This is a genomic window from Myroides sp. LJL119, from assembly GCF_054871605.1.
In genome coordinates this window covers 105,714-129,925 of sequence record NZ_JBTXLO010000010.1, presented here as the reverse complement: position 1 = coordinate 129,925, position 24,212 = coordinate 105,714, and the positions used below count along the sequence as shown (strand labels likewise).

General features: G+C 32.8%; 18 protein-coding genes, 7 tRNA genes and 1 rRNA gene. 20 read left to right on the top strand and 6 right to left on the bottom strand.

Annotation, left to right across the window (positions count from 1 at the left end; all coding sequences use genetic code 11):
- Positions 1-18 precede the first annotated feature (18 nt).
- From rrf to ACYSNV_RS11085, 4 genes are all read left to right on the top strand, one after another.
- Positions 19-128: ribosomal RNA gene (gene rrf / locus ACYSNV_RS11100) — 5S ribosomal RNA — on the top strand.
- A 153-nt stretch (positions 129-281) separates the two neighbouring features.
- Complete coding sequence (locus ACYSNV_RS11095) at positions 282-3,533, top strand: AsmA-like C-terminal region-containing protein (protein ID WP_461762621.1); 3,252 nt, start codon at positions 282-284, stop codon at positions 3,531-3,533.
- Between the two features lie 66 nt (positions 3,534-3,599).
- The gene (gene def / locus ACYSNV_RS11090) at positions 3,600-4,193 is read left to right on the top strand and encodes a peptide deformylase (RefSeq protein ID WP_461762620.1); all 594 of its coding nucleotides are present in this window, start codon (positions 3,600-3,602) and stop codon (positions 4,191-4,193) included.
- Positions 4,194-4,696: 503 nt separating this feature from the next.
- Positions 4,697-6,169, top strand: a complete 1,473-nt coding sequence (locus ACYSNV_RS11085; RefSeq protein WP_461762619.1) for an SLC13 family permease — start codon at positions 4,697-4,699, stop codon at positions 6,167-6,169.
- Positions 6,170-6,281: 112 nt separating this feature from the next.
- Here ACYSNV_RS11085 and rimO read toward each other — a convergent pair whose 3' ends face one another.
- From rimO to ACYSNV_RS11065, 4 genes are all read right to left on the bottom strand, one after another.
- Entirely contained in the window at positions 6,282-7,595 is a 1,314-nt protein-coding gene (rimO, locus tag ACYSNV_RS11080; RefSeq protein WP_461762618.1) for a 30S ribosomal protein S12 methylthiotransferase RimO, read from the bottom strand.
- Between the two features lie 176 nt (positions 7,596-7,771).
- On the bottom strand, positions 7,772-8,629 hold the full coding sequence (locus ACYSNV_RS11075) for a hypothetical protein (protein ID WP_461762617.1): 858 nt from the start codon (positions 8,627-8,629) through the stop codon (positions 7,772-7,774).
- Between the two features lie 121 nt (positions 8,630-8,750).
- Positions 8,751-10,271, bottom strand: coding sequence for an OmpP1/FadL family transporter (locus tag ACYSNV_RS11070; RefSeq protein ID WP_461762616.1), 1,521 nt, complete (start codon positions 10,269-10,271; stop codon positions 8,751-8,753).
- 28 nt (positions 10,272-10,299) lie between these two features.
- On the bottom strand, positions 10,300-11,196 hold the full coding sequence (locus ACYSNV_RS11065; protein WP_461762615.1) for a hypothetical protein: 897 nt from the start codon (positions 11,194-11,196) through the stop codon (positions 10,300-10,302).
- 148 nt (positions 11,197-11,344) lie between these two features.
- Here ACYSNV_RS11065 and proS point away from each other — a divergent pair, with 148 nt between their 5' ends.
- From proS to ACYSNV_RS11005, 12 genes are all read left to right on the top strand, one after another.
- Positions 11,345-12,820 (top strand): proline--tRNA ligase, encoded by a 1,476-nt coding sequence (proS, locus tag ACYSNV_RS11060; protein WP_461762614.1) that lies wholly within the window; start codon positions 11,345-11,347, stop codon positions 12,818-12,820.
- 76 nt (positions 12,821-12,896) lie between these two features.
- Positions 12,897-12,968: transfer RNA gene (locus ACYSNV_RS11055), tRNA-Glu, on the top strand.
- A 32-nt stretch (positions 12,969-13,000) separates the two neighbouring features.
- Positions 13,001-13,072 (top strand) — tRNA-Glu (locus tag ACYSNV_RS11050).
- 34 nt (positions 13,073-13,106) lie between these two features.
- Positions 13,107-13,178 (top strand) — tRNA-Glu (locus ACYSNV_RS11045).
- A 35-nt stretch (positions 13,179-13,213) separates the two neighbouring features.
- Positions 13,214-13,285: transfer RNA gene (locus ACYSNV_RS11040), tRNA-Glu, on the top strand.
- 34 nt (positions 13,286-13,319) lie between these two features.
- Positions 13,320-13,391 (top strand) — tRNA-Glu (locus ACYSNV_RS11035).
- Positions 13,392-13,425: 34 nt separating this feature from the next.
- A tRNA-Glu gene (locus ACYSNV_RS11030) sits at positions 13,426-13,497 on the top strand.
- Positions 13,498-13,530: 33 nt separating this feature from the next.
- Positions 13,531-13,602, top strand: a tRNA-Glu gene (locus tag ACYSNV_RS11025).
- 42 nt (positions 13,603-13,644) lie between these two features.
- Positions 13,645-13,896, top strand: a complete 252-nt coding sequence (gene rpsT, locus ACYSNV_RS11020) for a 30S ribosomal protein S20 (RefSeq protein WP_461762613.1) — start codon at positions 13,645-13,647, stop codon at positions 13,894-13,896.
- A gap of 472 nt (positions 13,897-14,368) precedes the next feature.
- Entirely contained in the window at positions 14,369-16,168 is a 1,800-nt protein-coding gene (typA, locus tag ACYSNV_RS11015) for a translational GTPase TypA (protein WP_461762612.1), read from the top strand.
- Positions 16,169-16,954: 786 nt separating this feature from the next.
- On the top strand, positions 16,955-18,265 hold the full coding sequence (locus tag ACYSNV_RS11010; protein ID WP_461762611.1) for a dihydrolipoamide acetyltransferase family protein: 1,311 nt from the start codon (positions 16,955-16,957) through the stop codon (positions 18,263-18,265).
- Positions 18,266-19,320: 1,055 nt separating this feature from the next.
- The gene (locus ACYSNV_RS11005) at positions 19,321-20,028 is read left to right on the top strand and encodes a Dph6-related ATP pyrophosphatase (protein ID WP_461762610.1); all 708 of its coding nucleotides are present in this window, start codon (positions 19,321-19,323) and stop codon (positions 20,026-20,028) included.
- Here ACYSNV_RS11005 and ACYSNV_RS11000 read toward each other — a convergent pair.
- Positions 20,025-20,450 (bottom strand): acyl-CoA thioesterase, encoded by a 426-nt coding sequence (locus ACYSNV_RS11000; protein ID WP_461762609.1) that lies wholly within the window; start codon positions 20,448-20,450, stop codon positions 20,025-20,027. The two genes, ACYSNV_RS11005 and ACYSNV_RS11000, sit on opposite strands and share 4 nt — an antisense overlap.
- A 678-nt stretch (positions 20,451-21,128) precedes the next feature.
- Between ACYSNV_RS11000 and ACYSNV_RS10995 the strand changes: the two genes are divergently transcribed.
- Both ACYSNV_RS10995 and ACYSNV_RS10990 read left to right on the top strand, forming a co-directional pair.
- Entirely contained in the window at positions 21,129-21,530 is a 402-nt protein-coding gene (locus ACYSNV_RS10995; RefSeq protein WP_461762608.1) for a hypothetical protein, read from the top strand.
- 147 nt (positions 21,531-21,677) lie between these two features.
- Positions 21,678-22,121, top strand: a complete 444-nt coding sequence (locus ACYSNV_RS10990) for an acyl-CoA thioesterase (protein ID WP_461762607.1) — start codon at positions 21,678-21,680, stop codon at positions 22,119-22,121.
- Positions 22,122-22,126: 5 nt separating this feature from the next.
- On the opposite strand, the gene ACYSNV_RS10985 is transcribed toward ACYSNV_RS10990, so the two are convergent.
- Positions 22,127-22,552 carry a hypothetical protein gene (locus ACYSNV_RS10985; RefSeq protein WP_461762606.1) on the bottom strand — a complete coding sequence of 142 codons (426 nt, stop codon included), beginning with the start codon at positions 22,550-22,552 and terminating at the stop codon, positions 22,127-22,129.
- A 251-nt stretch (positions 22,553-22,803) separates the two neighbouring features.
- On the opposite strand from ACYSNV_RS10985, the gene ACYSNV_RS10980 reads away from it, so the two are divergent.
- Both ACYSNV_RS10980 and ACYSNV_RS10975 read left to right on the top strand, forming a co-directional pair.
- Positions 22,804-23,577 carry an exonuclease domain-containing protein gene (locus ACYSNV_RS10980; protein WP_461762605.1) on the top strand — a complete coding sequence of 258 codons (774 nt, stop codon included), beginning with the start codon at positions 22,804-22,806 and terminating at the stop codon, positions 23,575-23,577.
- A gap of 21 nt (positions 23,578-23,598) precedes the next feature.
- Entirely contained in the window at positions 23,599-24,210 is a 612-nt protein-coding gene (locus ACYSNV_RS10975; RefSeq protein WP_461762604.1) for a fumarylacetoacetate hydrolase family protein, read from the top strand.
- The last annotated feature ends 2 nt before the right edge of the window (positions 24,211-24,212 follow it).

Genomic DNA, 24,212 nt, shown 5'->3' with positions numbered 1-24,212 from the left:
AAGTGATGACAACCGATTTAGGGTGGTTATTGCAGCGGGGCTCACCTCTTCCCATTTCGAACAGAGAAGTTAAGCCCGCTTGCGCAGATGGTACTGCTAACCAGTGGGAGAGTATGACACCGCCCTTCTTTTTTAAGAATCCTCAACAGAAATGTTGGGGATTTTTTTTTGGCTTAAACTTAAATTATTAGCAAAGATTCTTTTTTATTCTTTTAAGGTTTTTGGTTTTAGTTATAAAAAAGACGTTAATTTGTGCAGTGAATAAACTTCAATTAAACATTATGAGCAATAAAGGGAAGATAGTTTTAAAATACAGTGGAGTAGTATTAGGTTTTGTAACGATTTTAATGCTACTGGCGATGTATTTTGTCCCTAAAATTTATGCGGATCAAATAGATAAACAAGTAAGGATTATTTTAAAAGATAATGTAAAAGGAGAAGTGAATTATGAAAATTTGGATATTTCATTCTATAAGAAATTTCCATTTTTAACAGCTTCTATGGATAAGCCTTCTGTACAGGGTGTTGTTTTAGATTCGGTGTTAAATGATAAATTATTAGAAGCAGAGTCTATTAGTTTGGGCGTAAGTCTCTTTGGCTTGATCAAAGGAGATTTAAGCTTTGATAAAATATATATTGACAGTCCCATTGCCTATATCTATGTGAATGAAAAGGGTGATTCAAATTATAATATTTTTTACCCTAGTGATTCTTTAGATCAAGTTCAAGAAAAAGAGGCCACTCTAGGATTGAAAATTAATCGTTTTCAAATAAAAAATGCGGAAATTATTTATAATGATTTAGCTAGTGGGGTTAGTTTTGTAGCTTCTCAATTTGATTATTTGGGGCGTGGTAATATGAGTGAACAGGTATTTACTCTGGAGAGTATGGCCCGTATTAATTCCTTTGATTTTAATTTTGACGGGGTACATTATATTAAGGAAAAGCCTATTGTAGCCCGTTTGGAAACACTTGTGGATACAAGGAGTCTGACTTTTGGTTTCGAGAGAAATAATATCAAGATAAAAAATTTGCCAGTTGATTTTAAAGGGCATTTCGGTTTTGTGGAGGGTGGATATGATATGGAGTTTGATATTAAAACCCAGCAAGCTAGTTTAGAAGAATTGTTATCTGTAATTCCGCCTGAGTATCAGCAATGGCTTGATAATACCTCCATTTCAGGTGTAGTAACTGGTGAACTTTTGTTAGCGGGTAAGTATATTATAGCTAAGGATTTAAGTCCAGATTTGGATATAAAGTTAAAAATTGACGATGGTGTAATTCATAATAAACAGGTTGATACTCCTTTAAAAAACTTGTCTTTGGATTTCGATTTTTCTATGCCAAAGTTGGATATGCAGTTAAACCGGTTTAATTTAAAGAATCTTTCTTTTGACTTAAAGGGACATGAGTCTAAATTGCAGTTACAGACCAGTGGACTGGATAGTCTTTATCTAAAAGGGGATGTTCGTACTGATTTGGATTTAAATTTATTTAGTCATTCTGTAGGATTACCCGGTTTTGGTATGAAGGGGCTTTTACATCTTGATGGTACAGTGGATGGTTTATTTCACACGCAAAAGGCTTATCGTCGTTTTCGTGATGGTACTGTTAAGCAATGGACTAAATTAGTTAGTGTGCCAAAGTTTGATATGCGAGGTAGTTTAAAGGATGGTTATTTTAAATTTGCTAGTTTACCCGAAGCGCTAAAAAAGATTAATGTTGATCTTAAGGCAATAAATACCACCAATAATTGGAAGCATACATCAATAGATTTGTCCAATGTGGAGTTGATTGCAATGGATAATTTTGTTCAAGGTAGTTTTAAGGTAGGAGATTTCGTTACTTTACCAATTGATGGTCAATTCAGTGCTAAGGTAGATTTGGAGACTTTAAAGAAGTTTATTCCACTTCAGAGGATTGAATTAAGCGGGTTAATGAATGTTTCTGCAAAAGCTAAGGGTAACTTTCGCCCTAGATTAAAGCAATTTCCTGTTATTGATGCTGAAGTAAAGTTGGATAATGGGTTAGTAAAGTTTACTGATTTACCAAATCTTCCAATTCAGGATATTTCAGTACATACAGTAATGCAAAGTACCCAAGGCTCTTTAAGGGATTTAAAGGTAGCTATTCAACCTATAGATTTCACTTTGGCTGGTGAGAGGTTTCACGTATCTGCAGATTTAAGTAATTTTGATGATTTAAGATATAAAATTAAGTCAAATGGAACCTTGAACGTTGGTGATTTGTATGATATTTTTAAGATTAAAGGATTAGATATTAAAGGTAAAATAGTTACTAATCTGTTTTTAAGTGGATCACAAAGTGATTTAAAAGCTGGTAACTTTGATGCCCTGAAAAATGCTGGAAAATTACAAGTTGATAATATTGTGATTAATAGTGAGTACTTGCCATTGCCTTTAACCATTAGCAAGGGTGTATTTACCTTTTTTAAAGAAAGAATGAAATTTGATACATTCCTTGGGAGTTATGGGGAATCTAATTTTAATTTAAATGGTTATTTAACCAATGTAATTGGTTACCTAACCAAACAGCAAACTCTAAATGGGCGCTTTGATATGACATCTAAATATTTAAATGTAGATCAGTTCATGATAGTTAAAGATCCTCAAGTATTAAACACTACTCAAAACCCAGCGGAAGTTCCTAAAAGTGATTTAACATCGGGTGTTGTTCAAGTTCCAAAAAATATAAACTTATCGTTTACTTCATCTATAGATGAAATTAAATATTTAGATTATAAACTTAATGATTTTCGTGGAAATTTGACTATTTCAGACCAAGTAGTAAATTTAGAAGATACAGATTTTGAATTAATTGGTACAAATGTTCATATGGATGGTTACTATCATCCAACAGGGTTAATGAGTGCCGATTTTCAATATCATATACTTGCAGAGAATTTTGATATTCAACGTGCCTACCATGAAATTGCTCTTTTTAAAGAGATGGTCTCTATGGCTAAGGATGCTTATGGAATAGTTTCTTTAGATTATGCTTTAAATGGAAAATTAAATAAGGATATGTTTCCTATTTTGCCATCTATTAAGGGAGAAGGTGTATTGATTTTGGAAGATATCAAGTTTAAAGGATTTAAGCTTTTAGGGGCGATTGCAGATAAAACGGACTCTAAAGGATTAGAGAATGGTAAGGTTACGGGGGTACAAGTATTCTCTTCAATAAATGATAATGTGATTACTATAGATAGAACTAAATTGAAAATGGCTGGTTTTAGACCTCGTTTTGAGGGACAAGTAAGTTTGGATGGCCAAATTAATTTAGGATTACGTTTAGGCTTGCCACCTTTAGGCTTAGTTGGTATACCTATGCGTATTACTGGTAGTTATGAAGATTTTGACATTAAGCTTGGAAAATATCGTCCAAGTGAAGTCTTAGGAGGATCTACAAAATACGATGACCAAGATGAGTTTGATGATGTGCAAGAGCAAGAGCAAGAGCAAGAGCAAGAGCAAGAGCAAGAGCAAGAGCAAGTCGCTACAAAGGAGCTATAAAACAATAAAACCATTATTATAAGTTAGTAATTATTACTTTGCAATATAATATCTTAATTAATCTTTATGATTTACGCAGAATTTAGCAACCAAGAAAAACTTTTACTTAGTACAGGAGATTTAAAAGAACCTTTACCTGTTTTACAGGTAAATACACCAGAACAGTTAAAAATTTTGAAGCAAGTTAGTAAAGTAGTTGATCCTACGGATCCTTTACTAAAGGATTTAATTCAGAAACTTTATGTTACGGTTCGTTTAGGAAAGCGTAAAGGTGTGGGGATTGCAGCTCCTCAACTTGGTTTTTTAAAGAGGGTTTTTCTAGTGCAGCGTTTTGATAAAAAAGATGAGCCTTACGAATTTTTTATTAATCCTGAGATTGTTTGGAGCTCTACTATTTTCCAGCTTAATCAAGAAGGATGTTTATCGATAGAAAATGTGCACAAAGATGTGTTTCGTAGCTTGGTAATTCAAATCACGTATTATGACTTACAATCAGTACAATATCAAGAAGTAATAGAAGGCTTTACGGCTGTTATTATTCAGCATGAAATGGATCATTTAAATGGAATACTTTTTACCGATAGGGTTGAAGATGAGAAAGAGAACCACTACGTACAAGACCAACGTTTATCGAATTTATATTATCTTAAAGATAAATAGAAATTTATAAAGCTCTTAAAGATTTTTTAGGAGCTTTTTTTGTAGTTCAATAATTTAGGATACTATTTTGGAACAGGATGCTATACTGGGCTTTTATAATAAGTAGTAGAGGACAAATTAGTAGCAGATTTAACTTTTGGACTTCCTAAGTTAACCAAGATGAAAAAATAATGACTTTCGTGATGCAAACTAAGATAATCCTTCAAAAGGATATTTGACAAGTAGAAGCTAAAGGCATTGCTTTAATAAATTAAAGTTGGTCAGAAAGAGAAGTAAAGCAAGAAATGTACTTTTTACGGTAGATAAAATTTGCTAAACCAATATCACAGGAAATAACGAGTTATTTATTATAAATGGGAAAATATACGGTCTAGTTTTTTCTATTTTAACTACCAAAGCAAGTAATACCTTACTCTTAGGTTTATTATAACTCAGATATAAAAGAGCATGTTACTATATAATATGATAAAATAATTGTAAATTTAGTAGTAAAAGATATTTTTATGGAATTTGATTATTTTGAAAAAATACGTAAGATACGTACAGGTATTAGGTTTTATAGTGAGTTATTGGTTGAAGCTTCTTGGAATATGTGGAATATCAAAACTCGTGTTGGTATTTTCTTTTTCTCCTTGCTTATCGCTTTTTTCGGAACTTACTTTTTAGCACCAGAGGCCTTTTCCGAGGCCCAGACCTACACCTTATTTATATTAATTTTTTCCATTTTATTATGGGCCACTGAGGCAATTCCCCCTTTTGCGGTGGGTATTATGATTATTGGTTTTTTAGTTTATACAATGGGCAATATGCAAGGAGCCACTATCTCTCCTGCAGAAATTTCAGCAACTTGGTCAGATAGTGTAATTTGGATTTTTTTAGGAGGTTTTTTCTTGTCAGAGGGGATGCGTAAAACCAATTTAGATTTATCGCTTTTTAAAAAAACTATTTCTGTTTTTGGCTCTAATCCTAATACATTGGTTTTAGGAATAATTGTGGTTACTTCCGTATTGTCTTTGATTATTTCTAATACGGCTACTGCAGCTATGGTTTTGGCCTCTGTAATGCCACTTTTGGAGAGACAAGGTAAAGATTCATTAATGTCTAAAGCAATTTTGGTTAGTATCCCCGCGGCTGCAACTTTTGCAGGTATGATGAGTATGGTGTCTTCCCCTCCAAATTTAATTGTGGTTAATGTTTTAAATAATAAGGGATTTAACGTGGGATTTAATCAGTGGTTTATTTTAGGTTTTATACCGGCGACATTACTGTTATTATTTTTTTGGTTAGCGGTAGTGAAAAAGTATACATCAAAAGTAAAAGGGTTAGATGTCTCCTTTGTAAATGAAGCTTTAGAGTTGTCAAAGCCTATGGTGTTGCAGCGTCTTATTGTGATTGTTATACTTGTGGTTACTGTTGCAATGTGGATGTTTGGACATAGATATCATATTCCTACAGCTGGAGCCGCAATGGTACCTATTATGTTTTTGCCTATGTTTGGTATTATATCCGCTGAAGATGTAAGGCGTCTTCCATGGGATACTTTAATGTTAGTGGCGGGAGGTTTATCTTTAGGAATTGCAATAAAGGAATTACTTGCTCCATACTATTCTACATTTTTAGTTGGTATGGAGTTTAACGTGGTATGGATGATGATTATATTTGCAGTGGTAACTGTATTGTTTTCAAATATCATGAGTAGTACGGCAACTGCAACTATTATAATAAACATTGCGGCTATTATTTTGCCGTCGAGCCAACTCTTACCAGTTGGTCTTGTTATTGGACTTTGTTCTTCTTGTGGGTTATTTCTTCCTGTTTCTACTCCACCTAATGCTATTGTATACGGAACAGGACTTTTAAAACAAAAAGATTTTATCTTGGGAGGTAGTTTTGGAGCAATTGTTGGAACTGTTTTGATAATTTTATGGGTTTTATTCTTACAGAACTTCACTAACTTCTTTGAAACGATGCTATAAAAATGGCATTAGAGCGCAGTTGTAGTCTCATGTAAAATAGCAAAGTCGGACAAAATAGACAAGCCCCAAAAAGTTATATAATTTTTGGGGCTTGTCTGTAAGATTCAATTTTTTATTTTACTGGTGTTCCGTATAAATCAAATTCTGTTGCTTCGTCAATGTAGATATTGGCAAAATCACCAACTTTTAGATAGTGTTTAGTCGCATCAATTAATACTTCATTGTCCACATCTGGGCTGTCAAATTCGGTTCTACCTACAAAGTAGTTTCCTTCTTTTCGATCTATTATGCAACGATACGTTTGATTTACTTTTTCTTGATTTAGTTCAAATGATATTTGAGCTTGAATTTCCATAATTTCATTTGCTCTATCTTGTTTTACTTGATCAGGCACATCATCCTGTAACTGATAAGCATGTGTGTTTTCTTCATGAGAATATGCAAAGCAGCCTAATCTTTCAAAACGCATTTCTTTTACCCAATCTTTTAGAATCTGAAAGTCTTGCTCAGTTTCTCCAGGATATCCAACAATAAGGGTTGTTCTAATGGCCATTCCAGGAACTGCTTGCCTAAATTCTTTTAAAAGCTTTGTTGTTTTCTCCTGAGTGGTTCCACGTCTCATGGATTTCAAAATATTATCTGAGATATGTTGTAGAGGAATATCGATGTAGTTACAAATCTTAGGCTCACGTTTCATTAAGTCCAATACGTCCATAGGAAAACCAGTAGGAAATGCATAATGTAAACGAATCCATTCTATGCCTTCTATCTTTGCCAAGTTTTCTAATAATTCAGCTAAATTACGCTTTTTATATAGGTCTAGTCCATAATAAGTTAAGTCTTGTGCTATTAGAATTAACTCTTTAACTCCATTTTTAGCTAAGCCTTGGGCTTCAGTAACTAACTTTTCTATGGGTTGTGAAACATGTTTCCCACGCATAATTGGAATAGCACAAAAGCTACATGGTCTATCACATCCTTCTGCTATTTTTAAATAAGCATAATTTTTTGGTGTGGTAGTTAATCTTTCTCCTAATAATTCATGCTTATAATCTGCACCTAATGCTTTTAATAATAAAGGTAAATCTGTTGTTCCAAAGTACTGGTCAACGTTAGGGATTTCCGCTTCTAGGTCCGGTTTGTATCTTTCTGATAAACATCCAGTTACAAATACCTTGTCTACAATACCTTGTTCTTTTTTTTCAACAAATTCTAAAATAGTATTTACTGATTCTGCTTTAGCATTATTAATAAAACCACAAGTGTTGATAACCACAATATTAGCCTCATCATTTTGAGCCTCATGTGTTACTTCTTTACCACTGGCTTTTAGCTGTCCCATTAAAACTTCACTATCGTATACGTTTTTAGAACAACCTAAAGTCACCACGTTAATTTTATTATTCTTTAAGGATTTGGTTCTCATTGATTTAAAAAATTGGAATGCAAAAATACGGCTTTTTATGTTTAAACCATAGTGTTTAATATAATTATAAGAACTTGATTGCTTATTCAAACGTTTTCTAATTAGTAGGAAAATAAATCCCCAAAAAGCATTAGCCTTTTGGGGATAGATACCAAATCAGTATAAAATGGTGGATTTTATAATCTGAAAATACCGCCAAATACAATAATTGTTTCTCCAAACCAAAAATCATGTTTGGCTTTATCAGCTTTGCTGGCAGTTGTACGTACATCATACATGTTGATGTAACCTCCTTTTAACTCAGCTTGAACAAAGAAGTGCTTTAAGAAAGTAACATTTAAACCAGCTTTGGCTGAAACACCGAAACCAGAAACATGAAACTCATCGTATCTTTTTTTATTTAATAAGGTAGTATTGGTTTTTGGAAACACAATACCTGTTCCAATTCCCTCTGTAAAATTAATTTGTACAATATCAGTATCCCAGATTCCGAAAAGTTTCGAAATATCATCCACACGATTCAGTTCGACATTAATGTAATTCAAGCCATCTGTATGTTCAAACTGTAAAAAATCTTCGGTAAGAAGAACTTGATCAGGATGTCCAGTAACAGCTTCACCATAATTGTTGTCTCCTTGACCAGGGTAATATCCTTTAATATTTACAATTTGATTTTGTCCCATAACATATTTCATGTGATCAACTCCCAAGGAAATATTGTATTTGTCAGAAATAAAATACCCAATTCTTAAGTTGGTTTGTGGGATAGTCATTCTTGCAGGGTTAAGATAATCTATATGCCATCCTTTCGGCTTATCATGTGCTTTTACATTCTCAAGAGTAAAATCATAATCAGCTCCTTTAAAATGGATGTCTGATTTTGTGAAATACCCACGATTACCTCCCCAGTAAATATAAAACTTGCCTTTATTGGAGGCTGTATATCTTAGAGGAGTAGTTATGCTCTCTTGCGCTATGGAAGTAATAGAGCTTAGTAGTAAAACTGTGAAAATGAATTTGTAAATATGTTTCATGCTATTATATTTAATATAAAAAAGTATAGTCCGCAAAGGTAATATAAAAAAATCTCTTTATTCGTTTCCGAAAAAAGAGATTTTATATCTATCTTATTTTGTTAAATAATGATATAATTGGTTAAAAAAGTATGCTATATGTTAGATTTATCCAATTTTCTTTAGTTTTGATGTTTGCCTGTGAGTACAAGTTATTTAGTGACATATCTACTAAACTCATTTTGTGATTTTGGCTAACATGTGAATATGCTAAATCTAACTTTGATCCTCCAAAGTCATACCCTAATCCAAAGGAGTAACTGTTAAGATCTCCTGTGTATTTTATCTGTTTGTAAGGACTTTGTTCGTATCTATATCCTGCTCTTAGGCTAAGTTGCTTAATTTTGTATTCACCACCAAGTCGTATTTCATTGGTAGTTTTCATTTGATTTGCAATTTCATAGTTCATTTGCTCATAAAGGTAATCGGACTTTGGGCTAAAAGTGTTATTGCTGTAGTCTTTTAATGTATAGTCAAGGCTAATTAAAGCACGATTAAATAGAATATATGCAATACTAGCTGTATAACTTGAAGGTGTTTTTAGTTTATAACGTTCGTAGATATTTACAAAATTAGGGTATACCGCATTTGATTTTTGGTTATATAATTCTGTTGTAATACCTTGAGATAGTTCATCATGTAACGAATACCATGTCGGGGATTCATAGGCTAAACCTACACGTAGGTTGTTTGTGATTTTACCTATAGCTCCTAAATTAAAAGAAAATCCATTTCCATAAGTATATAGGTAGTTATCAAAGCGGATAAATTCTTTTCTATCATTTAAATAAGCATTTTGGAAAGCTGAACTGTTTTGCGTAAAATCAACGGTGTGTAAGTTAATATTTGCACCGACATAAAATTTTTTGGCCAGCTCTGCTGAAAAGTTTACACTAAAATAGCCTCTACTTCCTCCATTGCTAACAAATCGAGCTTGTCGATATTGCTGACTTTGATCATAGTTTGCTTGATATTGATTATTTTGACCATCGACTAGTGAAATAAGTCCACTTTGATAACCAAGAAATGCTTGTTGTGCTGCTAGCCCCCCTAAATATCCAGCTTTGCCATAACCTTCGGTAATTGTTGAAGAGGAGATGTCACTAATTGGAACGCGGTTGTTATTGGCAGCTTGTAAAAAATAATCACCCAAAGAGTTCGTTATACCAAAGCCGTCAAAACTTATGTTGTTTCTGTAGTTTTGTGTATTTTCGTAGTTAACACCAATAGAAAATTTACTCATGAATGCTTGGGGATCATTTGATTTAAAAACAAAAAGAGCTCCTAGTTGTCCTAAGTCAATTCCATTGTAGTTATCCTTGCTATTGCCATCTAAGTAATGTGAATTATTTGATTTATCTGTATACGATAAACTAAATGCCGCAGTGTTAAAGTTTGCAATTGCACTACCAGCAGGATTAATTCGAATCGAGGAAAGGTCTGCACCTACAGCACCAAATGCTCCACCCATTGCTTTAAAACGAGCTGTACCATTTAAATCCGAATGATTATAACGCATTACTTGACTTGGAGTCATTTCCTGAGCATGCATTGTAGTGATTAAACTACAAGTACTTAGCAAAGCTATTAAGTATTTATTCATTTTTTATTTTCGATTTACATTGTAATTATTAACGAGAACTTCTACTTGTACTACCTGATCTTGATCCCGAACTATAAGTACTTCTTGAAGTAGAAGCTGGGCTACTTGGTCTAGAGTAGCTATTATTGCTAGGTCTTGAGTAATTCGTATTGTTAGGTCTAGAATAGTTTGTATTAACAGGTCTAGAATAACTAGTACGTGAATTACCAGTGTTTGGAGAATAGTTAGTATTAGTTGGTCTTGTTGAATTACTGTATGGTGTACGACTGTAACTAGTTCGTGAATTACTACTAGGTTGTCTGCTATTACTTGTGTTGTAAGGTGTTCTAGATCTATTATAATTAGATTTAGTGTAGCTGTTGTTTAAAGCACTATTGTAGGTTGTTCTATTACCAATTGGTCTACCACTGGCATGACTGTAATAAGGTCTGTTATAATAGCCTGGTGTATAATATGGGTAACCCCAGTTTGAGCCTCCCCAATAGCCAAATCCCCAATTAAATCCAAAACCAAAACCTGAACCGTAATAAGGGTATCCCCATCCATATCCATAATAAGGGTATCCCCATCCGTATCCATAATAAGGATAGCCCCATCCGTATCCGTAATAAGGGTATCCCCATCCATAATCTTGATTATATATGTTAACGCTAATAGAACTAGGTTCACTTCCCCAAGGGCCATAGGAATTGGTTACTACCTGTCGTTGCTGAATCAAGGTATCAGTCGTTGGGGAATGGTAAGCGTTAATATCTGTAAAATATTCTAATTCATCATTTAGTCCAGAGAAATACTCTAGATAAAATTCACTAGATTGATTTCTGTCTAAATCATATGTGTTATTACTATAAATACCATCATCATAATAAGAAGTATTATGATAGGAGCCACATGAAATGGCAAAGCTAGATATGGATAGGATCATGAGATACCTGCTCCACTTTATTGATTTTTTTATATTTGTTTTCATTTCCGTGCTTTTTTAATTGTTGGTAAGAACAAATTTAATTAGATTTGTCCTATTATTATAGTTAATTAAGAGTTAAACAATTTTAACTGCTAATATATTAAAAATGAGCAAGAATATTACTAAAAGAAGTGAGGATTATTCCAAGTGGTACAACGAACTTGTAGTTAAGGCTGATTTAGCTGAAAACTCTGGTGTACGTGGATGTATGGTTATTAAACCTTATGGTTATGCCATATGGGAGAAAATGCAAGCAGAGCTTGATAAAAAGTTTAAAGAAACTGGACACCAAAATGCATATTTCCCCTTATTTATCCCCAAATCTTATTTTAGTAAAGAAGCTAGTCACGTGGATGGGTTTGCAAAAGAGTGTGCTGTTGTTACCCATTATAGGTTAAAAACAGCAGAGGATGGTAAAACCATTGAGGTTGATCCAGAGGCTAGACTAGAAGAGGAGTTAATTGTACGACCAACGTCAGAAACAATTATATGGGATACCTATAGAAAATGGATAGAATCGTATAGAGATTTACCTATTTTGGTTAATCAGTGGGCAAATGTGGTGCGTTGGGAAATGCGAACTAGATTATTTTTACGTACTTCTGAATTTTTGTGGCAAGAAGGACATACAGCTCATGCAACAAAGCAAGAGGCTGTTGCTGAAGCAGAACAAATGTTGGAGGTTTATGCGGACTTTGCCGAAAACTTTATGGCAATACCTGTTGTAAAAGGGTTTAAGACAGAAAATGAAAGATTTGCTGGAGCTATTGAGACTTATTGTATTGAAGCATTAATGCAAGATGGAAAAGCATTGCAGGCGGGAACATCTCATTTTTTAGGACAGAATTTTGCAAAAGCTTTTGATGTTAAGTTTACCAATCAAGAAGGGAAACAAGATTTCGTTTGGGCTACTTCTTGGGGAGTTAGTACACGATTAATGGGTGCACTGATTATGACTCATTCAGATGACAATGGATTAGTATTACCTCCGAATTTAGCACCAATACAAGTTGTAATTGTACCTATTCATAAAACGGATGAACAATTAGAAGCTATAAAAGCGAAAGTGAAAGTTATTACCGATAGATTTAAAAAGCTAAATATTTCATTCAAATTTGATGATAGAACATCATTTAAACCAGGTTGGAAGTTTGCTGAATATGAGATGAAGGGTGTACCAGTACGTATAGCTATAGGGCCAAAAGATTTAGAAAATGGAACTTTTGAAGTTGCACGTAGAGATACTTTAACTAAAGAAATAATAGCAGAAGATGTTTTGGTAGACCATATTCAAAACTTATTAGAAGAGATTCAAAATAATCTTTACACTAAGGCTTTTGCTTATCGTGAGGCTCATACCACAGAAGTAAATTCTTTTGAAGAATTTAAGGATGTGTTAGAAAATAAAACAGGGTTTGTTTCGGCGCATTGGGATGGAACTATCGAGACAGAAGAAAAGATAAAGGAGCTTACTAAAGCTACAATACGTTGTATCCCAATTGATAGGAAGCAAGAGCAAGGAGTGTGTGTTTTAACAGGAAAACCTTCAACTGGAAGAGTCTTATTTGCAAAAGCATATTAAAATTAATTTTTTTTGTTTTTCTCTTGCGGATATAAAAAAATATTGTAGTTTTGCATCCGCATTAGATAAACAAGCAGGTCCGTTCGTCTAGGGGTTAGGACGCCAGGTTTTCATCCTGGTAACAGGGGTTCGATTCCCCTACGGACTACGAGGGTAAAACCTTATATTGATAAAAATGCAGGTCCGTTCGTCTAGGGGTTAGGACGCCAGGTTTTCATCCTGGTAACAGGGGTTCGATTCCCCTACGGACTACAAGGATTTACAATCCTTTTTTATAAATAAAACAGGTCCGTTCGTCTAGGGGTTAGGACGCCAGGTTTTCATCCTGGTAACAGGGGTTCGATTCCCCTACGGACTACAAGGATTTACAATCCTTTTTTTATAAATAAAACAGGTCCGTTCGTCTAGGGGTTAGGACGCCAGGTTTTCATCCTGGTAACAGGGGTTCGATTCCCCTACGGACTACAGGGATTTACAATCCTTTTTTATAAATAAAACAGGTCCGTTCGTCTAGGGGTTAGGACGCCAGGTTTTCATCCTGGTAACAGGGGTTCGATTCCCCTACGGACTACAGGGATTTACAATCCTTTTTTATAAATAAAGCAGGTCCGTTCGTCTAGGGGTTAGGACGCCAGGTTTTCATCCTGGTAACAGGGGTTCGATTCCCCTACGGACTACTAAGGTGCAAAAACCTTTTTTACAAACAAGCAGGTCCGTTCGTCTAGGGGTTAGGACGCCAGGTTTTCATCCTGGTAACAGGGGTTCGATTCCCCTACGGACTACAAGAGAAAAATAGTATAGACTTAATAAAATATTTAAACGAAATGGCAAATCATAAGTCAGCTTTAAAAAGAATTAGAAGTAACGAAAAAAAGAGAGTATTAAACAGATATCAGCATAAAACAACTCGTAATGCTATTAAAGCTTTACGTTTGATTGAAGATAAAGCGGAAGCTGCTGAGAAATTAACTGTTGTAGTTTCTATGATCGATAAGTTAGCAAAAAAGAATATCATTCATGGTAACAAAGCTGCTAACTTAAAATCAAAGTTAACAAAACACGTTGCTGGATTATAGTTCTTAAAATAAGCTTTAAGTTATTAGAAAAGCCACCTATTGATTTAGGTGGCTTTTTTTTTTCATTATGATCTGGTTTTAGTAATATTTTATTCTTTGTAAGACAACTGTCTTTTTATTGTAGGGATGATTTGGTTTTGAGCTATTATGTACTTAACACTGAAATAGTTTTGTATGTGGTAATGTTTTTGATCAATACAATGCATATTTTTAAATAAGTATGTTATAGTGTTACAAATAATATTTTTTAAAGGATTAGTTAGAATAAATAAATTTGAACGTTTTTTATTTACTCTTATTAAAAATTTTAGTTAACTCATATTTTTTGTAATTAAATTTAATAATTTGATTAATTGTGTTACATTTGCACAACGAAAGTTGTGTGTGAAAATGGGCAAGAAAAATAGAGTCTTTTTTTTTAAGAAATGACACAACCAGTAGTATAAAAAAATTTTGTATAAACAATCCTTATATGACAACAATTAGGAATATTGCTATTATTGCACACGTTGACCACGGTAAAACAACTATGGTTGACAAAATTTTACATCACTGTCAATTATTTCGCGAAAACGAGACTTCGGGAGAATTGATTTTGGATAATGAGGATATCGAGAGAGAAAGAGGTATTACAATTACCTCTAAGAACGTTTCGGTAAATTATAAAGGAACTAAAATCAACATTATCGATACTCCTGGTCACGCGGACTTCGGAGGAGAAGTAGAACGTGTTTTAAATATGGCGGATGGTGTTCTTTTGATTGTAGATGCTTTTGAAGGTCCAATGCCTCAAACTCGTTTTGTATTAGAGAAAGCTATTAGCTTAGGATTGAAACCTTGCGTTGTTGTAAATAAAGTAGATAAAGAAAACTGTACACCAGAAGAGGTTCATGAGAAAGTATTCGATTTAATGTTCGATTTAGGAGCTGAAGAATGGCAAATGGATTTTCCGGCTGTATATGGGTCTGCTAAAAACAACTGGATGAGTACAGATTGGCAAAAGCCAACAGATTCATTTGAGCCTTTATTGGATATGGTTCTAGAACATATTCCAGCTGCTAAGGTGAATGAAGGAACTCCTCAGATGTTAATTACATCTTTGGACTATTCTACTTTCACTGGACGTATAGCAATTGGACGCCTACACCGAGGTGTTTTAAAAGAAGGAATGAATATTTCTTTAATAAAAAGAGATGGTAGTATTGTAAAAAGCAAAATAAAGGAGGTACATACTTTTGATGGTCTAGCACGTAAAAAAGTTTCCGAGGTACATGCCGGTGATATTTGTGCTGTTGTTGGTGTTGAAGGTTTTGAGATTGGTGATGTTATTGCTGACTTTGAGAATCCGGAGGCTTTACCTACAATCACTATTGATGAACCAACTATGAGCATGCTATTCACCATTAATGATTCTCCTTTCTTTGGTAAGGAAGGTAAGTACGTTACTTCTCGCCATATTAAAGAACGTTTAAATAAAGAACTTGAGAAAAACTTAGCATTACGCGTTAAGGAAACCGATAGTGCTGATAAATTCATGGTATATGGTCGTGGAGTACTTCATTTATCTGTTCTAATTGAGACAATGCGCCGTGAAGGGTATGAATTACAAATCGGGCAACCTCAAGTAATTATTAAAGAAATAGATGGTGTTAAATGCGAACCTATCGAGGAGTTAACTATTGATATTCCTGAGAATCTTTCTGGAAGAGCTGTAGAATATGTTACCCTAAGAAAAGGGGAGATGACAAGTATGGAACCTAGAGGTGAGCGTATGATTATTAAGTTTTTAATTCCTTCAAGAGGAATTATAGGGTTACGTAATCAGATTTTAACTGCAACTGCAGGTGAAGCTATTATGTCTCACCGTTTCTTAGATTACCAACCATATAAAGGTGAAATTCATGGACGACAAAATGGTTCTTTAATTTCTATGGAAAATGGTAAAGCAATTCCATATTCAATTGATAAACTTCAAGATCGTGGACGCTTCTTTGTTGACCCTAATGAGGATATATACGAGGGACAAGTAATCGGAGAGAATTCAAGGAGTGATGATATGACAGTGAACGTTACAAAAACTAAGAAATTAACTAACGTTCGTGCCTCTGGTTCGGATGATAAAGCTCGTATTGTACCAGCAATTAAGTTCTCTTTAGAAGAAGCTCTGGAATATATTCAAAAAGATGAATATTGTGAGGTTACTCCAAAGAGTCTTAGATTACGTAAAATTTATCTAAAAGAGACAGATCGTAAACGTAATAAAATAGGTTAAAACATAACAATAAAAGTAAATGTATTGAAATTATATTTGTTTTTACTTATCGAAAAGTATTGAGCCCGGTAGAATACCGGGCTCTTTTTGTTTCTAGAGATTTATAGGCAGGGTGTTTGTTTTAGCGTTTTAGTAACCTTATATGTAGTACAAGAGGTGTTTATACAGCATATTTATCTTGGGATGTTATCAAGGTGGTGTTTATTTTACAGAATTATACATGTTTGTTTACTTGTGTAAAAGATGTGATTTTTCAGTGATTCAAACTTTTTGAAAAGTGCGTTTAGGGGATATGTTTTTGTATTTAGTTTGAGGATTTTGTATTGTTATAAGCGAAGAATTTAATTTTAAATAGGTTTTGTTGTCTTGTTTAGTAAGTACTGGCGGTATACTAGAATTAGTGGCTTAAAAGTATGGATATATGAAAAAGTGTTGTCTTTTTTATGTAGGTCTTACAGAGCTTTTTTTCTTTTTTTACCTTCCTAGTTACTTATTTTGCACATCTATTTTTTAGTGTAATCAAATTAATATTGATTTTTTGCTTCCAGGCTTGTTAGTATTTGTTGGTTTTAATGCGTTACCTATGGTTTATTATACTGCGAATATTACAAGATAATATAAAGTAAAATTAGTAGAATCTAATTTTTTTTTGGGTTATAATGCAATTTAATAGGAAAGTCAAGTTTAGATTTTAATAGATTGATAATTTTTAAATAGTTGAATATATGTCCGAATTATTATTAAATTTGTAATTATATTTACAAATCACAACCTTAGGTTACAAATATGGCAAAGTTCGAATTAAAATTACCCAAGATGGGTGAGAGTGTTGCTGAGGCAACAATTACAAACTGGTTGAAGAATGTAGGAGACCGTGTTGAGGCAGATGAAACTGTTCTAGAGATAGCAACAGATAAAGTGGATAGTGAAGTTCCTACAGATGTAGCAGGTACTATTGTTGAGGTTTTATTTCAAGTTGATGATGTTGTTCAAGTAGGACAAACTATTGCAATTATAGAAACAGAATCTGATCAAGGCGATACTCCGGTTAAAGCAGAGTCGATTGATGAAGCTGTAGTAGATCAAATTCAAAATGATGTTAATACAGCCAAAGAAGTTGTAAAATCTTTAGATTTTACGGAAAGTGACAAGTTTTTTTCGCCATTGGTGAAAAATATCGCAAAGCAAGAGGGGATTTCTTTACAAGAATTAGAGCAGATTGTTGGAACAGGCAAAGATGGTAGAGTTACAAAAACTGATATTCTACAGTATGTCAAACAAAGAGCAACTAAAGATGAAAATAAGCAAGTTGTTAGTCAAGCAAAGACTGTAAATGATGCTCCGAAAAAGGACGCAGGAAGTAAAACTGTACCTGTATCTGTTAATGGACAAGATGAGATAATAGAAATGGATCGTATGCGCAAGTTAATAGCTCATCATATGGTTCAATCGATTCAGACCTCTGCTCATGTTCAATCTTTTATTGAAGTGGATGTTACCAATATTGTTAATTGGAGAAATAAGCATAAATCAGCTTTTGAAAAAAGAGAGGGTGAAAAATTGACATTTACACCTATCTTTATGGAGGCTGTTGCTAAGGCTTTAAAAGAATTTCCAATGATGAATATTTCAGTAGAAGGAGATTATATTATTAAGCGTAAAAATATTAATTTAGGTATGGCGGCGGCTTTACCCAATGGTAATTTAATTGTTCCTGTTATTAGAAATGCTGATCAATTAAACTTAGTTGGCATGGCCAAGGCAGTTAATGATTTAGCCAATAGAGCTAGAACAGGGAAATTAAAACCAGACGATACTCAAGGCGGTACTTATACTGTTACTAATGTTGGTACATTCGGTAGTGTTTTTGGAACTCCTATTTTAAATCAACCACAAGTTGGTATATTAGCTTTAGGTGCTATTAGAAAGGTACCGGCTGTTATAGAGACTCCTGATGGTGACTTTATTGGTATACGTCAAAAAATGTTTTTATCTCATAGTTATGATCATAGAGTAGTTGATGGTGCTTTAGGTGGAGAGTTTGTACAAAGAGTAGCTCAAATTCTTGAAGCATGGGATGTAAATCGTGAAGTTTAAAAATAAAACTGTCAACTTCTGAAATAACGATACAGGATTGATATTATAAAAACATAAAAATGGTAGTGGACACTTTAGTTTACTACCATTTTTTTATAGGTTTTAAACTTTTGCTTTCTTGTCCCAATACGTGGCATTACGCTTCTTACTTCCTTTACAAGTTCAATTAGCTTAGTTGCTATGCATTGTGCGAGTGAATTTTTTAGTATTTTCTCTGTAATAGACTTGTCTATTTATCCCGCCGAAACTACAAGCCAATATTATGGTTTGTTTTTCTTGTCTTGTATACTCAAGGATTGTGCGGTTTCTTGATTTTTTCGAATATCGATTTTTAAATCTTTCTCAGTAATATCAATCACCATATCAAAGAAAATAGCTTTTTGTTAAGCAAAGAACTTTTAACTCTCAAGCTGTTTAATTTGTTTCTACAATTGGCTAATTTTTACCTCTTGAACAATTAACTTTTGTTCCGGTGCCATTTCCATAGGTTTACGTATTTGATTGTCCCAATTAATTTTACCAAATTTTTTCAACCAATTTTTAATTGTTTGGTTACCTTGGATAACCATATTTAAGTGATGCTTGTGAAATACTTAGTTGACTCTGTTCAATTTTCTGAACAACTGTAAGTTTGAAAGTTCGCGTATAATCATTCCGAGTACCCTTTACATCTGGATTTGTCATAACCATTACTTTTGTTGTATCGTTAGACTAGGACGTGCTAAGATTTAAAAATTAAAAATGACTCTAGTAATTTGGCTAGAACTTTTTTTTATTATTAATTATTTTAATGTTTGTTTTTAAGTACTTTACAAATGTTACAAGAAAAGAAAAATACAAATAATCAATTCTAGTATAGAAACTGTTTAGTGATGTGATTATAGGATGATCGTAAAGTTCAGACGACTTTTTATTTTCTCATCTTTCAAATTCATATAAGTTAAGTAATCAGAGATTTCTATAATTATGCTTTAACTACTAATTATTTTCGCAAATTTCTGTTTTTTAGAATAAATGGATTAAAAAATATAAATTACTTTTAAAAAAAATGCTTTATGACGAGTCCTATAAAAAAGGTAGTATTACACTGGAGCAGTGGAAAAGATGCCGCATACACACTTTATGAATTAAATAAAAGTGAAGTTTACCAAGTTGTCAAGCTCTTTACAACTTTAAACAGTCAAACCAATAGAGTTTCGATGCATGGTGTTTCTTATCAGGTTTTAAAAAGACAAGCTAAAGCTACAGGCTTGGAGTTAGAAGTTATGTTTTTTTGCTCGGATTCCAGTATGGATTCTTATGAACAAGGAATCCTTGAGAAACTCAAATGCTTTAAGTCTCAAGCAATTGATTATAATGCCTATGGTGATATTTTACTAGAGGATTTAAAACATTACAGAGTTTCCCTGCTTCAAAGACAAGCAAGCAAAGGATTATTTGTACTTTGGCACAGAAATACTAGAGAATTGTTGTTGCAAATGATTGATAGTGGATTAAAAACAATTGTTGTGTGTGTTAATGATAGGTATTTGGATAAAAGCTTTCTAGGCCGGATAATTGACCGTAAGTTCTTAGAAGATTTACCACCTAATGTTGATCCCTGTGGTGAAAATGGAGAATATCATAGTTTTGCTTTTGATGGACCGATGTTTAAATATAGAGTAGATTTTAAAATAGGTGAATCGGTTTATAAGAGTTATGAAATTCGAGATTCACAAGGTAATATTCAAAAATCAGGTTTTTGGTTTTTAGAGTTACTTTAATAATTTAAGGTAAACTGTTTGTGTAAGCACTCCGGAGTTTTTGTTACTGTTTTTTTTCCGTAATCATAACAAACCATTCCAGTTTTTACCTTTGCTATAATATCTAGGTCTCGTTTTACCAGGTAAAATAAGTTAAAACCAACTCTTGTGAAGTCACCTCCAATAATATGGATAGTTAAATCATCGTCAAAAAAAGCTTCTTTTTTATATTCCACTGCTAAATCTGCCATGATTAGTCCAACTCCACAACAGTCCATTTCTGTGTAATTATAGGATTGTAGGAAAGCTACTCTAGCTTGATGTATTAAACCTACTAATTTGTCATTACCTAGATGATTTCCATAATTTAAGTCGGTAATACGAACTTTCATTGTAGTTGAAAATAAAAAATCATTAGGCATGCTTATTTTTACTCTAGACATAAGAAGAAATTTAAAAAAATGAAATTACAAAAAATATATAGTAAAGTATTTGTTTTGCAGGTAATGTTTAGCGTTTTTTTATGTGAATGGATGTCATAGAACAAAAATATTTATTATTTTATTATCCTAATACGTAAGGGTTTGACTTGATTTATTTTTTTTAAAAATGACAAAAACTAGCATTTTTGTTATGTATAAGTATAATTAGATGAAAATAAGTGATAAACTGAACTTGCTTTAGTAGAAATATGTATAAAGTGTTAGTGAAATTAAGAAAAATAAGAGGTTTTATTGTTGAAAGTGTCTAAAATAGATACTAAATGTTAAAGAAAAACGACTTAATTGATTTATATATATTCATGTTGTGTGATTTTTAATTAATTAATATTTATTTATGTTTTAAAATGAGTTTTTTTTAATAAAAATGTCTTTAATGTGAAAATTGTAATTATATGATTAATTTAAGGTTTTTAATGTCCTGATGTTGTGAAATAATTGAATTTAATTTATTGAATTAAGATAAAAAGATTTAAAAATTCTGTTTTATAGCTTTAAAGCGTAATAAAAAACGGAAAGATATGCGATTTTTTGTTATAGTGGGAAAAATAGTTCTGTATGTAGATGATTATGAATGTTTTACTATCTTAGTAGTGAGAGAAAAAATAAAATTTGTTGTTTATGAAAGCAAAAGTACAGTACAATGACTTCGTTGGAAGTGTAGCGGCAGACATCTCAGATAGTATTGCAGCTAAAAAAGGTAATTACATTAGTAGTATTGGTGAATACTTTAATGTGGACCAAGAAAAGTTTAAGGTAGTTGGAGTATCCTTATCAGGTATCCATAATTTTGAGATAACCTTAGTTTGTGTGGATAAGAAAAAATCTACACCTAATAAGGAGCATCTTGTGAAAATGAATTTAGCTTTAGATGAGTCTGGACAAAAGCAATTATTAGATTTACTTTTCAAGAGATTAAATTTCGTTTTATTTGATGCTGGCCAAGAGGCTTATTCTGAGGCTTGTTGTGATGAGGTTGTAGATTTTTTCGATCATCACAGTATCGAGAATTACGAAATGTAGTATTAACAATATAAAAGTGGCATTTGAAAAACCTCTCCATATAAATGGGAGGTTTTTTTTATGTGTTAAATCCATAATAAGGTATGTATTAAACAACATATTTTTGTGTATCTTACTGTTTAATTAAAATCAAAAAACGCTTTTAGTATGATTACTTTAGATATATCTGAATTTAAATATTTTTATCCTATAGAAATTCGTTGGAATGATCTAGATGCCTTGGGACATGTAAACAATGTACTGTATATTGACTACTTTCAAAACGCAAGAGGTGGCTTTATGCCTGTATCCTGCAAGGATTGGGATTGGCAAAAGCATATGTTTGTTATTGCAAATATTCATTGCGAGTATTTAAAGGAGATTAGAATTAATGCAATGGCCCCACAGGTGGGGGTACGAGTAAGTCATTTTGGAGGAAAGAGCTTCAAAATTCAATATGTTATTATTAGTAAAGATAGTAACGATCAAAATATTATACACGCTCATGGATTTTCGACCCAGGTTATGATAGATTTACAAAACAAAACTAGTATAGAGTTACCTCAATGGTTTGTAAATCAGATAAAAGATTTTCAAGGTGATGTGTTTTAGAATAATTACTTTTTACCTTGAGTTATAATTTTCTTAATGTCTTTGTTTAATTTCTGTGAGTTAAAATCAATGGGGTGTAAGTTATATCTGACTTTATTTAATTGAAGATATGCTTTATTGGGCTGGATAACTTTAACAGTTATTTTACCCTCACTATCTTGAAATTGCATGTATTGGCCAGGGGCTGTAGTTTTTTTAAGGGTGATGGTTACAGCAGGGTTATCTGCATTTAATTTAGAGCTTTGTTGATAGATTAATAAACCTTTTTGTCCCTGAATTACAAAGTAATAGGATTTAAACCAAATTGTGTTTGTAGCATAAATCACATTGTTTTCTGTGACTTTAGACTGGGTCATAGGCTCAGTGGATTGACATGCTTGTAATGCCAAATTCAGGATAACTAGAAGTATAACTCTTTGTAATATTTGCATATTCAGCCAAATTGGTGATTACCAAGTTAGAATAAAATCTGTAGCTATACAATTTTAAGGAGTGTTAAAGTTCAATGGGGCAGCCATAATAAAAAGGATTACTTGTTGTTTTTCTTAAGTAAAAAAAGCTTTTATGATTATAAATTGGGATACCAGGTAGGGGGCGAAGGTTTTTTATAATAAAACATTAGCTCTAAACTTATCTGGTAGTGAACAACATTTGTTATATTTGTAATTAAACAATTTGCAAAATGGAGTTGAAATTACATAGACCCATCTGTTTTTTTGATTTAGAAACAACAGGTGTGGATGTTGCTAAGGATAAGATTGTAGAAATTGCAATACTTAAAGTTTATCCAAACGGAAATAAAGAAAGTAAAACTTGGCTTGTTAATCCTGGAATTCCAATTCCAGAGCATTCATCTAATATTCATGGTATTACAGATGAAAGGGTTGCAAATGAGCCTACGTTTAAAGAATTGGCCCCTAGTGTTTATAATATGATAAAGGACTCTGACCTTGCGGGGTTTAATTCCGATAGATTTGACATCCCATTACTAGTGGAAGAACTCTTAAGGGCAGGAATAGATTTTGATATGGGTAATCGTGTGTCGGTTGATGTACAGACTATATTTCATAAAAAAGAAGAACGTACATTAAGTGCAGCATATCGTTTTTATTGTGAGAAGACTTTAGAAAACGCGCATTCGGCTCAGGCGGATACTAATGCAACCTATGAAATTCTTAAAGCTCAACTAGATCGTTATTCAGATTTAGAGAACGATATCAAGTCACTTTCTGATTTTACAACGCGTAAGAAAAGTGTTGACTTTGCTGGTTTTATAGCTTTAAATGACCAAGGACAAGAAGTCTTTGCTTTTGGTAAACATAAAGGGGTTTTAGTTGAACAGGTTTTAGAGAATGAACCTGGATATTATGGGTGGATTCAAAATGCCGATTTTCCGTTGTATACAAAAAAAGTTTTGACAGCAATTAAACTGCGTAAACTCAATAATAAATTTTAAAAAAAAATAAAACCTCTTACAATGAAAATTATTTGTATCGGTAGAAACTATGTACAACACATAGAGGAATTGAATAATCAAAGGCCAAGTGAACCTGTGGTTTTTATTAAGCCAGATACCGCTTTATTAGGAAAAGAATTACCTTTTGTTATACCTGCTTTCTCAAGCGATATTCATTACGAGTTAGAACTTGTTGTTAAGGTATGTAAAGTTGGAAAGTTTATTGAACCTAAATTTGCTAATAAATATTATGAGCAAATTACCGTGGGGATAGATTTCACAGCAAGGGATTTACAAAGTGAGTTAAAACAAAAGGGATTACCTTGGGAAAAAGCAAAGGGATTTGATGGCTCAGCGGTAGTTGGAGAGTTTGTTGATAAATCATCTTTTCAAGATTTGGAAAACTTAAGTTTTTCATTGACCAAGGACGGTCAGGTAGTTCAAAAAGGTAACACGAAAGAAATGATTTGGAAAATAGATGAATTAATTAGCGAGGTTTCTAAGTACTTTACTTTAAAAACAGGAGATTTAATTTTTACAGGTACACCGGCAGGAGTTGGTCGTGTTGAAAATGGAAATGTTTTAAAGGGAGAGTTAAACAACCAGGAATTATTTCGTGTAATGGTAAAATAGAA